Genomic DNA, 15,179 nt, shown 5'->3' with positions numbered 1-15,179 from the left:
CTGTTACTCCATTTTTATCCTTGTAAATCGAAAAAAGCTTGAGTCATTTCGCACAGCACGATGCGTTCCTGCAGGAGGCGCTGGACGCACGCCGGGAGACCGGATTGTTGCGGCGGCTTGCCTGCCACGAAGGGTTGGTGGACTTCTGCTCCAACGACTACCTGGGGCTGGCGCAGGAGCGCTATGAGGCGGCGCCCGGCGAAACCGGTTGGGCCGGCGCTACCGGCTCGCGGCTGGTATCGGGCAATTCCGCCACAGCGGAAGAAACGGAACGCTTCTTGGCGGCTTACCACGGCGCCGAAGCGGCCCTTATTTTCAATACCGGCTATATGGCCAATGTGGGATTGTTCTCCTGCATCGCCGACCGCCACGCCACCTTCGTGTACGACGAACAGATCCATGCCAGCATTATCGACGGCATGCGGCTGAGCGGCGCCAAACGCCACAAGTTCGCCCACAACGATACCGCCGACCTGGAGCGCAGGCTGCAGGCAGCAACGGGCCGGGTGTTTGTGGTGGTGGAGTCGCTCTATTCGATGGACGGAGACCGGGCGCCATTAGTGGAGATGGCCGCCCTTTGCCAAACCTTCGCGGCCGCCCTGGTGGTGGACGAAGCCCATGCCACCGGCCTGTACGGGCAGGGGGGCAGGGGACTGGTCCATCAATACGGCCTGGAAGGGCAGGTGTGGGCCCGCATCCATACGTTCGGCAAAGCGATGGGACTGCACGGAGCGGCCGTGTTGGGCAGTTCACTGCTGCGCAGCTTTCTGGTGAACCATGCCCGCTCCTTCATTTACACCACGGCGCCGCCGCCCTCCTTGTACGCCCACATCCGCCAGGCCTACGACCGCCTGCCCGCCGCCGGCGTCGACCGGCTTTTTGCGCGGATCAGCCAATTTCAAAAGGTCGCAACGGCCCTCGAGCCGCTGGGCATTCGGGTGCTGGCCAACCCGTCGCCCATCCAGGCCATCCTGGTGCCGGGCAACGAAGCGGCCGCGGCCTTTGCGGCCCACCTGCGCGCGGAAGGCTTTTTTGTAAAAGCCATCCTGTCGCCCACCGTGGCCGGGGGCACCGAACGGGTGCGCATCTGCCTGCATGCTTTCAACACCGCCGCCCAGGTTGACCATTTGCTCACCGCCGCAAAAAACTATTTTTCATGAACCTACTCATCGCCGGCATCCATACGGGGACGGGCAAGACCGTCTGCTCGGCCGTGATGGCCGAGGCCCTCCAATACGATTACTGGAAGCCCGTACAGGCAGGCGACCTCGAAGCTTCGGACAGCATTTTCGTGCGCCGCCACGTGGCCAATGCCCAAACCCGCATCCACCCCGAAGGGTTCCGCCTGCAGCGGGCGGCCTCGCCTCACTGGGCGGCGGAGGAGGAAGGGCGGGAGATCACCCTCGACGCCCTGGCCCTGGCCCTGCCCCGGACGGACAACGCCCTGCTGGTGGAAACCGCCGGGGGCGTGATGACACCCCTGAGCCGCAAGCTCCTGAACCTCGACCTGGTGCGGCACCTGGGCCTGCCGGTAGTGCTGGTGGCCGACAACTACCTGGGCAGCATCAACCATACCCTGCTCACCCTCGCCGCCCTCCGCGGAGCCGGCGCCGATATCGTGGGGATCGTCTTCAGCGGCGAGGAAGTGCCCCCTACCCGCGAATACATTTTAATGGCCTCCGGCCTGCCCTTATTGTTTTCCATTCCCCGCCTGGACAGGCTGACGCCGGAAGTGATTTCCGCGTTTGCCCACACCATACAAGACGGGCTCAAACAACAATTGGATGAACATAGCCGAAAAAGATAAGCAATACATCTGGCACCCCTTTACGCAGATGAAGGGCGCCGTGGAACCCCTGCCCATCCAGCGGGCCCAGGGCGTGTACCTGTACGGCACCGACGGCCGCGAATACCTCGATGGCATCTCGTCCTGGTGGGTCAACATCCACGGGCACGGCCATCCCCGCATTTGCGAAAAGATCGCGCAGCAGTGCGCCCGGCTGGACCATGTGCTGTTTGCCGGCTTCACCCACGAGCCGGCGGTGCTGCTGGCCGAAGAGCTGATCGGGCTGCTGCCGGGCGCCTTTTCCAAGGTATTTTATTCCGACGACGGCTCCACCGCCGTGGAGGTGGCCCTGAAAATGGCCGTACAATACTGGCACAACCGGGGCGTGCACCACCGCAAAAAGATCATCGCCCTCGAGGACGCCTACCACGGCGATACCTTTGGCGCCATGGCCGTGGGCGCCCGCAGCGTGTTTACCGCCGCTTTCCACGACCTGCTGTTCGAGGTGAAGCGCCTGCCCCTGCCCACGGAGGAAAATATCGACGAATGCCTGCGCCTGTTCCGCCAGTGGGCCGCGGAAGGGGAGGTGGCCGCCTTTATTTTCGAGCCGCTGGTGCTGGGCGCTGCCGGCATGCGGATGTACGGGGCCCGCAACCTCGACGCCCTGCTGACCGTGGCGAAGGAAACCGGCGTGCTCTGCATCGCCGACGAGGTGATGACCGGCTTCGGCCGTACCGGTAAAAACTTCGCCTGCGAATACCTGCAGCATACCCCCGACATCATTTGCCTGTCCAAGGGCATCACCGGCGGCTTTCTGCCCCTGTCCGTCACCGTTTGTACCGAAGAAATTTTTGCAGCCTTTTATTCCGACGAGCAGGCCCGGGCGCTGTTTCACGGCCACTCGTATACGGCCAACCCCATTGCCTGCGCCGCCGGCCTGGCCAGCATGGAGCTGCTGAAGGACCCCTTCACCCAGGCGCAGATGGCCCTGCTCACCAACCGCCACCAGGCTTTTGCCGCGAAAATAGGGCAGGAGCCCTTTGTCAAAGAAGCGAGGGCCACCGGCACCATCCTGGCGCTGGAGTTCGAAACCGGCGACGGCACTTCCTATTTCCATTCCCTGCGCCACGAGCTTTATCCCTGGTTCCTGGAACGGGGGGTGCTCCTGCGCCCCCTGGGCAACATCCTTTATTTCATGCCGCCCTACTGCATCCGCGAAGAGGAGATCGACCGGGTTTACGGCCTGATCGAAGAGGCGGTGGCCTTTTTTGCTAAAAAATATTACGTTCCCCAACCCACACCGATATGCAGCAACTGATTCAACAGATCGTCGACCAACCCGCTATACATGCCCGCTGGCTCAATACGCTTTCCCTGATGGAGAACGTGGGCGCCCGGAAGATCAAGAAATGCGAGCACCCCATCTTCGTCAGCGAGGTCATCCTGAAGCACGCTTCCGAAGAAGCCCGTCATGCCTACTACCTCAAGCGGCAGATCCGAAAAATCGCCCGGGGTGTTTGTCCCACCTACGAGCAGCAATACCTGCTGGCTCCGGGTTCGAGCTATGCCTACCTGAACCAGCTGGACATTGACGTGTGCCGCTACCTGAAGCGCACCTTCGCGTACCGCCACGAACAGCTCAAATACATTGCGTACCTGCTGGTGACCTATGCCATCGAGGTACGGGCCGACGAGTTGTACCCGGTTTATCAGGAGGTGCTGCGAAGCCGCAACAGCCCGGTCAGCGTGATGAACATCATTGCGGAAGAAAAGAACCATTTGGAGGAAATGGAAAACCAGCTGAAGGCCTTCACGCCGCACTGGCAGGAGATGTGTCGCGAGGTGGTGGCCCTGGAAAGCAGGCTCCACCAGGCCTGGGTCGACGAGCTCCAAAAGGTGCTGCAGGCGCTGCCCGTGGTTGCCTGATTCCATGGAGACTCCCTTCCAACGCCTTTTCGCCCCTTTCCGGGCGGCGAAAAGGCGTTTTTTTACCCCTCCGGCAGGCGCTCTCAGCCTATTATATATAATGATTTTGGCATATAAATAGCGGCCTCTTTTATAGTCGTAGTTCTTTAAGCACGGGAGCTTGTTTGTAGCCTTCACTGTTGTTCCTTACCACATTTCATACACCCCGGTGGTTCAGCCCTTTGAAAGCGAGCTGAGAAGCTGATTTGTTCATCCCAAATATGCTTTGTATGAAAAAAAGTTCCCCCAACAACGGAGGCCTGCCCGCTGCCCGGGCAGGTTTCCCCCTTACCTTCCTGCTCTTCCTGCTGTGCTGCTTCACGGGCTGCCGGAAGCATTTCGACCTGAAGTCGCTCAAAGAGTTCAAGCAGGTGAACCTCGTTACCAGCGATGCCGAATACCCGGCCACCTACACCGACACGGCCTTGAAGAATGCCTGGGGCATTGCCTTTAACCCCAGTGGCGTGGCCTGGGTCACCTCCACGGGCGGTCACGTCAGTACGGTCTATAACGCGGAGGGCATGACGCTGCGTCCCCCGGTGGCCATTCCTTCCCCCGCAGGCGCCACGGGCGGTATGCCGACGGGTATTGTCCTGAACAATGCGGGCCCCAACGATTTTATGCTGAGCAACGGTGCCCGGGCGGCCTTTATTTTTGCGGGGGCGGACGGCATTTTGTCGGGCTGGAACGGTGCCGCCGGCAACATGGCCCTGGCCATTAAGAATAATTCGGCCACCGCGGCCTATACCGGCCTGGCCATCGGGCAATGGGCGGGCCGCCATTACCTGTATGCCGCCAATTTCCGCGCCGGCAAGATCAATGTATGGGACGCGAAATTCGACTCGGTCAGCATGTACTTCTACGACCATGGCCTGCCGGAGGGTTACGCTCCCTTTAACATCCAGAACATTGGAGGCAAGTTGTTCGTCACCTATGCCAAGGTAGGCGAGGACGGCAGGGCCGTCAAGGAAGAAGGCAAAGGCTATGTGGCCGTATACACCACCAGCGGCCAGTTTGTAGGGCCTTTTGCCGCCCGCGGCCACCTCAATGCGCCCTGGGGACTGGCAAAAGCCTCCGCCAGCTTTTTTGCGGACACAGGAGATAACGGGCTGTTTGTGGAAGAAAAAGACGGCGGCCACCACCGCTACCGGCAACCGGCTATCCTGGTGGGCAACTTCGGCGACGGCCGGATCAATGCCTACAGCCTGGTCGGCGATTATTTAGGCCAATTGAAAACCAAAGAAAAGGTCATCGAGATCGAAGGGCTGTGGGCGCTGATGTTCCCCCCGGCCTCAGCCATCTCCATTGACCGCAACCGCCTGTATTTTGCCGCCGGTCCCGACGACGAGACAGAAGGCCTGTTCGGGTATATCGCCAAAGATTAAGGTGGGAGAGGTCCTGCAGGAGCTTTTGCACATCGACAAAATAACGGACCGCTTCCTGCGGCTGGAAAAGACCGGTGAACAAAAGGAAGCGGTCCTGAACCTCCATCGCGCCTTCCACAAAGGCGACCCCGATCTGTAGGAAAAAAGCAATAGACAATAGACAAGGGGCAATTGATAAAACCCTTGAGTAAAGCTGACTGCATTATTAGGCTGTCTGGTTTGCCTGGTGCCAACAGCCTTTTTCCTTATGGAATTGCCCATTGACTATTGCCCATTGTCAATTGTCTATTATCCCACCGGCCTCAGCCACCAGAGCGGGTTTGGCATGTTTTTCGAAAAATGGAGCATGAACCAAATTTGTGCGTTATGCGATTCTTATCAACAAGCGTTCATGGTTATTTGGATTACATCGTAGGTGCGCTCCTGATAGCAGCGCCCTGGATCTTTAATTTCGCCAACAATGGCGCAGAAACATGGGTACCTGTTATCCTGGGTGCCGGTGCTATTCTGTACAGCCTGATGACCGATTACGAGTTGGGTGTCCGCAAGTCGCTGTCCATGCGGACGCACCTGGGGCTCGACCTGGTAAGCGGCCTGTTGCTGGCGGTTTCGCCCTGGCTGTTCGGATTTGCCGAGGACATTTACGGTCCGCACCTCATTTTCGGGCTGCTGGAAATGGGCGTAGCCCTGGTAACGAAAACCCATCCCGTTCATGAACGAGAAGTGCACCGGCACCATACCCTTACCGGTCACTAAGGTGACACATTTCTGAAACGATCATAGCCTGGCCCTGCGTCAGGCTATGTTTTGCACCACCACATCCCCTTCATTTAAAACCATACCTATGGCTTTGTTGGTCCTTGCCTTATTGTTCGCCGACCTGCTCTCCATCGCCTTTTTGTTCCTGGACATTCACCTGTGGCGAGAATGGCATGAATACCGGAATACCGCCGCAGACGACTATGCCGACCGGTGTCTTTATGGCGCTATCGCCCTGCTGGCCTATATGGCCCTGATGGGCAGGCCCCTTATCCTGCGCCTGCTGTCGAAAAAGCGCCCGGGAGAAAAAGAACCCCATTTATTTGAAAGCGACCGGAAGGACCGCCTGGAGCGGCCCGACGGAACGGTGATCAACATCGAATACTACGGACCTGCCGATGCACAACCCCTGATCCTGGTCCATGGCTGGAACTCCAACCAGTCGGGCTGGTTTTACCAGCGCCAATATTTTGAAAAGGAATACCGGCTGATCCTGGTCGACCTCCCGGGACTGGGCAAATCCACCCGGCCGAAGAACAAGGATTTTTCCCTTTCTAAAATGGCCCAGGACATCAATGCCGTCATCGAATTCACGGGGGCGAAAAATGCGGTTCTCTGGGGGCACAGTATCGGCGGCATGACGCTGCTGACGCTGCTGGCCAAACACGCCCAATCCCTGACGTATCCGCCCAAGGGATTGATCCTGGAGCATACCACCTTTACCAACCCGGTAAAAACCATCCTGTTCGCGAAACTGATGATGGCGATTCAAAAGCCGGTGCTGGTGCCGATCTGTTATTTGCTGATCGCCCTGTCGCCGCTGGTCTGGATCAGCCGATGGATGAGCTACCTGAACGGGAATTCCCACCTGTTCACGCGGTTGCTGACCTTTACCGGCACCCAAAGCCCCAAACAGCTGGATTTCGTGACGCTGCTCTCCACCCTGGCTCCCCCGGCGGTAACGGCCCGCGGTGTGCTGGGCATGTTCCGCTACGACGTCACCGGGGAGCTTCCCCGGATCCAACTGCCGGTGCTGGTGATCGCTGCCGACAAGGACCGCCTGACCAAACCCGTGGCCAGCGAATACCTGGCCCAACACCTGCCCCAGGCGCAACTGGTGTATGTGCAGCCCGGAGGCCACCAGGCGCTGGTGGAGCGGCACCGCGAAGTAAATGAAGCCGCCGCCCGGTTTATCGGTTCCCTGGAAACCGTTCCCCTCGGCAGGGCCCGGTAGCAGTGGGGAACAGGGGTCCTGCTGGGGTTAGTACAGTTTTTGATGCCCCAGGAAGGTATGCCCATAAAAGAGTTTTCGATTTGCCGAGAAAGCAAATGGGTGGATGTAACGGACCCTACCATGCAGGAAATGGCGGAAATCGGGAAAGCCTATAACCTGGACCAGTTTACCATCATGGACTGCATGGAGCCGGACCACCTCCCGAAATACGACGAGATCAACGAGGTACATTTCCTGATCGTACGCTTCTTTGCCCACGATTTTCATAAGCGGGTCGTCACCATCCAGGACGTGAGCAACAAAATTGCCATTTTTTATAACGGGAATTTTATCATTACGATCCATAAGCCGAAGGTGGCCTTCCTGGAAACCATCCAGCGCAAGTTCGTGGCCACCGACACCTGCACCACGCCGGCGCAGGTGGTGACCAAAATATTGTGGTATACCCTGAACTCCTATGACGATCCGGCCCAGCGCCTGTCCGAGCAGATCGACTTTCACGAGAACAATATCATGGTGCGCAAAACCACCGTCGACCAGCTGGAATCGCTGTATTACATCAAGCGGCAGGCCTCCGTATCGCACAAGGTCATCACCCTGATGGCCGAACCCATCAACCATGTCAATGCGGTCGAAAAGGACGATATTGCCCTGCAGGACGTACTGGACGAGCACCTCAAAATTCAAACCCTGTACACCCAGGTTTACGAGGACGTGAACAACCTGATGAACCTCTACCTTTCCTTTACCGCCCAGCGCACCAATGACGTCATGAAGGTGCTGACCATATTTTCGGTCTTCTTCATGCCCCTGACCTTTATTTCCGGGATCTACGGGATGAATTTCAAGTTCATGCCCGAGCTGGAACACCATTCCGGTTACCCGCTGGCACTCCTGCTGATGGTGGCCACCACGCTTACCCTTTATTTCTGGATGAAGCGCAAACGCTGGCTGTAACGCCCGGGAGCGCCAGTGCTATAAAAAAACCCCGCCCGGAAACGGGTGGGGCTATGGAAAGCACTCGCCAATAAACGAGTATACTCTGTGGGGAAGAAAAGGCAAAAGAAAGATCTTCGGAAATTAAAAAGCCCTCTGTAGAAACAGAAGGCGATTAACGATTGCTTGCCATATGAAAGAGGTGAATATTTGTCGGTGTGGAAGTGAAACCATTTTTTTGATCATAAAAAATGAGGAAACTCACTGTTCGTTCAACTCTGGAACTAAGATACAAACAAAAGTGATGCTACCAAATATTTTTATTTTTAATTTCAAAAAAATATCAAAATTAAATAGGGTAAAGTGCAAATCTGCATCTATTTAAACACATTATATTTTTTTATATTTTAAAAAGGTATCCTTTCAACAGGAAGAACCCTTAGGGCGGAAAAGGGGCGGGAGAGAAGTTGCAGGTAAGGGCAGGAATCTGTAATTTCCCGGCCGGAGTCTTCGCCGCTGCCGGCAGAAGAACTACCGGTTTCCCTTGACCGAATACCACACCTGTTATGAGCTATCAGCCGGGCATTCACCTCATCGCCACGCTTCAGACCGAACAAACGCATTTGCTGGAACAGTACGATGCCTTACGCCCATGGATAAACGAGCAGATCAGCGAACACCGGCTGCAAAAGCTGGGCGACGTGTACCACAACTTTACCCCCGCCGGCTTCACCGCCGTGATCTGCCTCTCGGAAAGCCACCTTTCGGTACACACCTGGCCCGAACACGGCCGGATCAACATGGATATATACCTGAGCAACTTTCTGCAAAACAACGACGGCAAGGTGCACCGCCTGTACCAGGCCTTCCAACAGTTTTTTGGTGCCTCCGTTGTAAACGAGCAATTCATCCGCCGATGATCCCGGACACCTGCTCCCTCCAGCAATGCCCCGGCTGCTCCCGGCCCGTTTCCTTTGCCCATCCCGGCACCACCCTGCTGCCCTGCACCTGCGGCACGGTCATTCACCGGAAACCCGGAGGCGAACTGGAAAGCAAAGCCGTATACATTCTTCCGGAGCCCTTCGACACCCTCCAGCCCGGGAGCAGCGGTTCCTGGAAGGGCCGGCACTTCCGCGTGCTGGGCCGCATCCGGGCCTGGTCGGAAACCGACGTCCTGAACTACTGGACCCTGGTATTCGACGGCGGCGAGCTGGCCCTGCTGCAGGAAGGCTACGGACTATACGCCCTGCTGCAGCTTACCCACCTCCAGCATACCCCCTCCAACGCAAACCTCCTTTATGCCCAACCTGGCCAGGAAACAGAATTCTTTACCGGGAAAACACATTTCCTGGAACGCATTTCCTCCGTATACAAATGGGAGCTGGAAGGAGAGGCCTACCTGCCCGGGGCCGCTGCCGGCTTCCGGTTGCTGACCTTTGCCGAACGCAGCGGCGGACGCCTGGCCCTGGGCGAGTTTCCCCAAACCGGCATCATGGCCTTCAACCTTACCCCTACCCGCTTCACCGACCTACGGCTAACCGATATCCGCACGTATGCGAATCCCGGCAAAACATTTGCCTGCACCCACTGCCGCAGCCCGGTTCATGCCAAAACTTATCCGTATTGCCTTTGCTGCACCTGTTTCCACTGCGGCACCGCCTATTATTTTGCCAAAGGGGAGCCCAAAGCCCAATACTTCAAAAACGCCAGCCGCCCGAATTCGGACATTACCCTGGGATCTTTCGGCTCCATCGGGGGCATCACTTACGAAGTGGTGGGCTTCAGCCTCAAGGAAGAACTAAACCAGTATGCGGGCCGGTGGAAGGAATACACCCTGTTCCATCCCCAGGAGGGTTATGCCTTCTTGAACGAATACCAGGGGCACTGGATCTATGCCCGGGAAAGGAATGAGGCACCCGCCCGCCCCTTCCACCGGGCCATGACGATGACCTATCAAAACGAACCCTTCCGGTTGTACAATGCCTACCATTACAAAGCGGTGGAAGTGCTGGGCGAATTCCCCTACAACGTGCTCGAGCCGGGCAAAACCCAGGTACTGGAATTTATTTCCCCTCCGGAAATGTGGGTACAGGAAAAGGATCAGAAGGGCAACATCTCCTGGTACCTGGGTGAATATGTATTTGCCGCGGAAATGGAACAGCATTTTTCGTTTCCCTTCCGCCTTCCGCCGCAATGGGGCGTGGGCGCCCTGCAGCCAACGGGCTATATCAACCCGGCAAAGCTCGTGAGCGCCACCTTATTGGCGATTGCCTGCCTGGTAGCAGTGCACGTGCTGGCCGCCACCACCCGGGAAGAACGGCTATTGACGCAAAATACCTATACGTTCCCCAACGACTGGCAAACCTCCCATTCCCTGGTGGCCGGCCGCTACCGGCTGGATAAGTACCGGAGCAATGTGCAGATCGACCTTTCCGCCCCCGTATACAACTCCTGGCTGGAACTGGAGGCCACCCTGACCAACGTCCAGACGGGTGCGGAATACAGCCTGGAACAGGGCGTAGAATATTACGAGGGCTTCGATGAGGGCGAACACTGGTCGGAGGGGCGGCAGCGGGAGCGGGCCTATATCACCCTGCTGCCGGCAGGCACCTATATCCTGCAACTCCAGGCCACCCGCGAACCGGGCAAGGTATCCGAGTTCACGGTTTCGGCCACCTACGACGTGCCCAACCACCGCAACCTGCTGTTTGGCCTGCTGGCCCTGCTGATCTGGCCGGTGATCAGGTATTTCTGGATCCTTAAAAAAGAAAGGGACCGTTGGTACGACAGCCCTTTTACACCTTATACGTATGAAGATTAATTTTTTCGACCGCGGCTCGCCGCTTTATCCGTTTCGCTGGTTCATCCTGATTTCCCTGGCCATCATCGGCACCGTCGCTTATGCCGACAATACCGGCTGGCGCATTTTATCCTTTGGCAGCCAGCAGCAGTGGAATGCCAGCGGACAGGGCTTTCACAAGTAGGAATCAGTTCATTGGTTCATTGGTTCATTGGGTCGTGCTATACGGAGGCTTCCTCTGGATTCCTAATATCCTAATGAACCAATACCCCGTTTCAAATTTTTTCATTTCAAATTCATCCCATGCCTCACCCCGTTACTGCCTCGATCCTGTATTCGTTCCTGGGCATTGCCATCCTGGTCGTTGCCTTTGTGCTGGTGGAAGTGCTGACGCCCCGGCACAACCTGCGCAAGGAAATTTTGGAAAAACAAAACCTGGCCGTGGCCGTGCTGGCCGGCTTTTTCATGCTGGCCATTGCCATTATCGTGGCTTCCGCCATTCATTAACCTGTTTGCATGAAACCAAAAGACAACAGCGCCCAGTGGCTGCTGCTGGTGGCCGTATTCATCATTGCCACCTGCGGCCTTATTTACGAACTCGTGGCCGGCACCCTGGCCTCGTACCTGCTGGGCGACAGCGTCACCCAGTTCAGCACCATCATCGGGGTGTACCTGTTTTCCATGGGCGTGGGCTCCTTCCTGTCGCGGTATTTCCAGCACGACCTGCTGCGGTGGTTCATCCGCATCGAGTTGCTGATCGGGCTGGTGGGCGGCTTCAGCGCGCCCCTGCTGTTCGTGGCCTTCCCGCTGGCCGCCTCCTTCCGCATCCTCCTGTACGCCCTGGTCTGCCTCACCGGCATCCTGGTGGGACTGGAGATCCCCCTGCTGATGCGCATCCTGCAGGACAAGGTGGAGTTCAAGGAACTGGTCAGCCGGGTATTTACCTTCGATTATATCGGTGCCCTGCTGGCATCGCTGGTGTTCCCCTTGCTGCTGGTACCCCACCTGGGACTGATGCGCACCTCGCTGTTCTTCGGCATCCTGAACATTGCCGTGGGCTGGTACCTGGCGCACCGTTTTGCCCCGGAGCTGAAAGGAATCAAAACCCTGAAGCTGTCGGCCCTTGCGCTGATTGCCATCGAAGGAGGGGCCTTCGCCTATTCCGAAAGCATCATGACCTGGAGCGAAACGGCCACCTACAGCGACAAGATCATTTATGCCGTTTCCTCGCCCTACCAGCGGATCGTGCTCACCCGCAACCGCCGCGAGCTGCGGTTGTTCCTCAACGGCAACCTGCAATTCAGCACGGCGGACGAATACCGCTACCACGAGGCGCTGGTGCACCCGGCGCTGTCCTCGCTGCGCCAGCCCCGCCGGGTGCTGGTGCTGGGCGGCGGCGACGGGCTGGCCGTACGGGAGATCCTGCGCTACCCTTCGGTGCAGCAGGTGACGCTGGTGGACCTCGACCCCGAGATGACGCGGCTGTTCCGCAGCCAGGAAGTGCTGCGGCGTATCAACAGCAATGCCCTCCTCGACAGGCGCGTAGCGATCCTAAACGAGGACGCCTTCCAGTGGCTGCGGCAAAACCGAAGGCAGTTCGATGCGGTGATCGTGGACTTTCCCGACCCTTCGAGCTTTTCGATCGGCAAGTTGTACAGCACCACCTTTTACCGCCTGCTTAAGGAGGCCATAGCCCCCGACGGCATCGCGGTGATCCAAAGCACCTCGCCCTACGTGGCGCCCAAAAGCTTCTGGTGCATCGACAAGACCGTTCAGGCCTCAGGACTGAACACGGTGGCCTATCACAACTACGTGCCTTCCTTTGGCGAGTGGGGCTATATCATGGCCATGCCGCAAAAAGAACATACCTGGTTTGCCCATTTCCCGCCCGGACTCAAGTTCTTGAACCGGCTGACGCTGCAGCAGATGCTGACTTTTCCCGAGGACATGAAAACCCGGGATCCGCTGGAGCCCAATAAGCTCAATAACCAGGTGCTGGTGCATTATTTCGAGGAGGAGTGGGGCCGCTACCTGGAAGGCTCCTGATGCTTATCTTACGTGCGCTTAATTCGGATTTTTTGTGGATAGAAGAACTTTTTTGCAAACGGCCGCCGCCGCGGCGGGTATCACCAGCATGGCCCCCGGCTGCGCCGCCCTTTCCCCCCTACCGGGAAAAATCATCGGGGCTTCGGCCGCTGCCGGCCACCAGCTGCGCGACCGGTCATTCGGCCCTCCTTCCGAGATTTTTCAAAAAGAAGTGGTGATTATAGGCGGCGGCATCAGCGGCCTGTCGGCGGCACGGCGCCTGCACCAAAGCGGCCTTGAGGATTTTATGGTGCTCGACCTGGAGTCGGTCCTGGGCGGCAATGCGGCCCAGGGCGCCAACCGCATTTCGGCTTACCCCTGGGGCGCCCACTACGTGCCCACCCCCAACAACGACCTGCACGAATACCTGCAGTTTTTGGAAGAAAGCGGCGTCATCACCGGCCGCAACGAACAGGGCCTGCCCGTTTACAACGAATACTACCTGTGTTTCGACCCGCAGGAGCGGCTGTACCTCAACGGCCAGTGGCAGGATTCCCTCGTGCCCCATTTCGGCGTGCCGCCGGAAGAAAAGGCGCAGATCGACCGCTTCTTCCGCCTGATGGACGACTTCCGGCACCGCAAAGGTTCGGACGGCAAAGACGCCTTTGCCCTGCCCGTGAACCATTCCAGCACCGACGAGGCCTTTACCCGCCTGGACCGCCTGACCATGCAACAATGGCTGCAGCACAACGGCTTTACCAGCCCTTATTTGCACGGGCATATCAACTACTGCACCCGGGACGATTTCGGCACGCCCCTCCACCAGGTCAGCGCCTGGGCGGGCATCCATTATTTTGCCGCCCGCAAGGGGCGGGGCGCCAATGCCGGCCCCAGCGACGTCCTTACCTGGCCGGAAGGGAACGGCTGGCTGGCTACCCGCCTGCAAAAGGGACTGGAAGGCCGCCTGCAGCGGCAGGCACTTGCCGTAAGGGTGGAACCGAAGGAGGACGCCATCCGCATTACCTTCCTGGATACCCTTTCCGGCCGGCTGTGGGCGGTCGATGCCGGCCATTGCATTGCCGCCGTTCCGCAATTTGTGGCCGCTCGCCTGCTGGGCGAAAGGGAGCGGATCGAAAAAGTAAAGCGCCGCCTGTCTTATGCCCCCTGGATGGTGGCCAACCTGGCCGTGTCGGAACTGGAGGAGCGCTCCGGCGCCCCCGCCTCCTGGGACAACGTGTTGTACGACAGCCCTTCGCTCGGCTATGTCGATGCCACCCACAACCAGGTGCAGCAGGGGGGCACCCATCGCAACCTGACCTATTACCTGCCGCTGACCGCCGGCTCACCGGCCGAGGAACGAAGGGCGGCGCTGGCCCGCACCCATTCCGAATGGGTGGAACTTATTTTCGACGACCTCCAAAAGGTTCATCCCAACCTCCGGAAGGCGACGAAGGAGGTCCACGTCATGCTCTGGGGTCACGCCATGGCGCAGCCGCTTCCGGGCAGCATCTGGGGCGGAGCCCGGGCGGAACTCTCCGCCTCCCTGTTCGACGACCGCCTGCACTTCGCCCATACCGACCTGGCCGGCGTCAGCCTTTTCGAGGAAGCCTTTTACCAGGGACTGGGGGCCGCGGATAGCGTCCTAAAAAGGATCCAACGGAAATAGGAAAATGATCTTTTCTTCTTTTGTTCCACAGGTAGAAAAGATTACCCAAAATTTCTACTTCCGGTTTTATCGCCCCCGCGATGCCCACTCAATGCAAAACATATGAAAACAGCCCGCCCTGCCTATCCTGCACTTTTGCCACCTTTTGAATGAATTCAATGGTAGAACAATGATTTTTGGAGGTCAAAAAGGAAGTTGGAAATAATGAAAATAAAAGGGTGAAACCCGCCCTGGTAAAGGGTTTCAGTAATAGGGATGCCTATTTTGGCATGAGGAGCTGGCACGTTAATTGAAAATAAGAGGAGTAGGACTCCTCTTATTTTTGTATCAGCAAAGGAAATGAAGAAGGAAAGGCAATCGTTCGTGACAGGCAATCGTTAGTAGCAAAGAGATTTCATACGCAAGACAATCGTTAGTGACAAAGGCAATCGTTAGTAGCAAAGAACTTCATACGCAAGCGAATCGTTAGCAGCAAAAGAAATCGTTAGTAGCAAAATTTTCAGTGCTGGTCCCGTTTCCGGCGGGATCAGCAGCATCCCGTTTTTTCGGTTTGCTTTCGTTTGACAAAGAAGCAAAGAAAAATCGTAAAAAACAACAACTCCTTAGATTTTTTTTAACACTTC

General features: G+C 57.5%; 15 protein-coding genes. All 15 read left to right on the top strand.

The features are described from left to right. Positions 1 to 38: 38 nt before the first annotated feature. The 15 genes from V9K67_RS01830 to V9K67_RS01760 all read left to right on the top strand — a co-directional run bounded on the left by V9K67_RS01830 (position 39) and on the right by V9K67_RS01760 (position 14,556). On the top strand, positions 39 to 1,160 hold the full coding sequence (locus tag V9K67_RS01830) for an aminotransferase class I/II-fold pyridoxal phosphate-dependent enzyme (RefSeq protein WP_336719654.1): 1,122 nt from the start codon (positions 39 to 41) through the stop codon (positions 1,158 to 1,160). Next, positions 1,157 to 1,807 carry a dethiobiotin synthase gene (bioD, locus tag V9K67_RS01825; protein ID WP_336719653.1) on the top strand — a complete coding sequence of 217 codons (651 nt, stop codon included), beginning with the start codon at positions 1,157 to 1,159 and terminating at the stop codon, positions 1,805 to 1,807. Before V9K67_RS01830 ends, bioD begins: the two co-directional genes overlap by 4 nt. Then, entirely contained in the window at positions 1,785 to 3,104 is a 1,320-nt protein-coding gene (bioA, locus tag V9K67_RS01820) for an adenosylmethionine--8-amino-7-oxononanoate transaminase (RefSeq protein ID WP_336719652.1), read from the top strand. Before bioD ends, bioA begins: the two co-directional genes overlap by 23 nt. Then, positions 3,092 to 3,712, top strand: a complete 621-nt coding sequence (locus V9K67_RS01815) for a hypothetical protein (RefSeq protein ID WP_336719651.1) — start codon at positions 3,092 to 3,094, stop codon at positions 3,710 to 3,712. Before bioA ends, V9K67_RS01815 begins: the two co-directional genes overlap by 13 nt. 269 nt (positions 3,713 to 3,981) lie before the next feature. Beyond that, a complete protein-coding gene (locus V9K67_RS01810) occupies positions 3,982 to 5,136 on the top strand; it encodes a TIGR03118 family protein (protein WP_336719649.1) in 1,155 nt (384 codons plus the stop codon). Between the two features lies 1 nt (position 5,137). After that, positions 5,138 to 5,275 (top strand): hypothetical protein, encoded by a 138-nt coding sequence (locus tag V9K67_RS01805; RefSeq protein ID WP_336719647.1) that lies wholly within the window; start codon positions 5,138 to 5,140, stop codon positions 5,273 to 5,275. A gap of 227 nt (positions 5,276 to 5,502) precedes the next feature. Next, complete coding sequence (locus tag V9K67_RS01800; protein ID WP_336719645.1) at positions 5,503 to 5,892, top strand: SPW repeat domain-containing protein; 390 nt, start codon at positions 5,503 to 5,505, stop codon at positions 5,890 to 5,892. Positions 5,893 to 5,980: 88 nt separating this feature from the next. Continuing rightward, complete coding sequence (locus V9K67_RS01795) at positions 5,981 to 7,129, top strand: alpha/beta fold hydrolase (RefSeq protein ID WP_336719644.1); 1,149 nt, start codon at positions 5,981 to 5,983, stop codon at positions 7,127 to 7,129. Between the two features lie 99 nt (positions 7,130 to 7,228). Next, complete coding sequence (locus V9K67_RS01790; RefSeq protein WP_336719643.1) at positions 7,229 to 8,086, top strand: CorA family divalent cation transporter; 858 nt, start codon at positions 7,229 to 7,231, stop codon at positions 8,084 to 8,086. A 545-nt stretch (positions 8,087 to 8,631) separates the two neighbouring features. After that, positions 8,632 to 8,985 (top strand): S-adenosylmethionine decarboxylase family protein, encoded by a 354-nt coding sequence (locus V9K67_RS01785; RefSeq protein WP_336719642.1) that lies wholly within the window; start codon positions 8,632 to 8,634, stop codon positions 8,983 to 8,985. Then, positions 8,982 to 10,886, top strand: a complete 1,905-nt coding sequence (locus V9K67_RS01780) for a DUF4178 domain-containing protein (protein WP_336719641.1) — start codon at positions 8,982 to 8,984, stop codon at positions 10,884 to 10,886. Before V9K67_RS01785 ends, V9K67_RS01780 begins: the two co-directional genes overlap by 4 nt. Then, complete coding sequence (locus tag V9K67_RS01775) at positions 10,876 to 11,049, top strand: hypothetical protein (RefSeq protein WP_336719640.1); 174 nt, start codon at positions 10,876 to 10,878, stop codon at positions 11,047 to 11,049. Before V9K67_RS01780 ends, V9K67_RS01775 begins: the two co-directional genes overlap by 11 nt. Before the next feature lie 119 nt (positions 11,050 to 11,168). After that, positions 11,169 to 11,372, top strand: coding sequence for a DUF350 domain-containing protein (locus V9K67_RS01770; protein WP_336719639.1), 204 nt, complete (start codon positions 11,169 to 11,171; stop codon positions 11,370 to 11,372). A 9-nt stretch (positions 11,373 to 11,381) separates the two neighbouring features. Beyond that, positions 11,382 to 12,911 (top strand): polyamine aminopropyltransferase, encoded by a 1,530-nt coding sequence (locus tag V9K67_RS01765; RefSeq protein ID WP_336719637.1) that lies wholly within the window; start codon positions 11,382 to 11,384, stop codon positions 12,909 to 12,911. 34 nt (positions 12,912 to 12,945) lie between these two features. Continuing rightward, positions 12,946 to 14,556, top strand: a complete 1,611-nt coding sequence (locus V9K67_RS01760; RefSeq protein ID WP_336719635.1) for a flavin monoamine oxidase family protein — start codon at positions 12,946 to 12,948, stop codon at positions 14,554 to 14,556. The last annotated feature ends 623 nt before the right edge of the window (positions 14,557 to 15,179 follow it).

The sequence above is a fragment of the Huijunlia imazamoxiresistens genome (assembly GCF_037132455.1).
GTDB lineage: Bacteria > Bacteroidota > Bacteroidia > Chitinophagales > Chitinophagaceae > Flavisolibacter > Flavisolibacter imazamoxiresistens.
The sequence above is the reverse complement of the archived record's forward strand: the minus strand, read 5'-3'. Positions and strand labels throughout refer to the sequence as shown.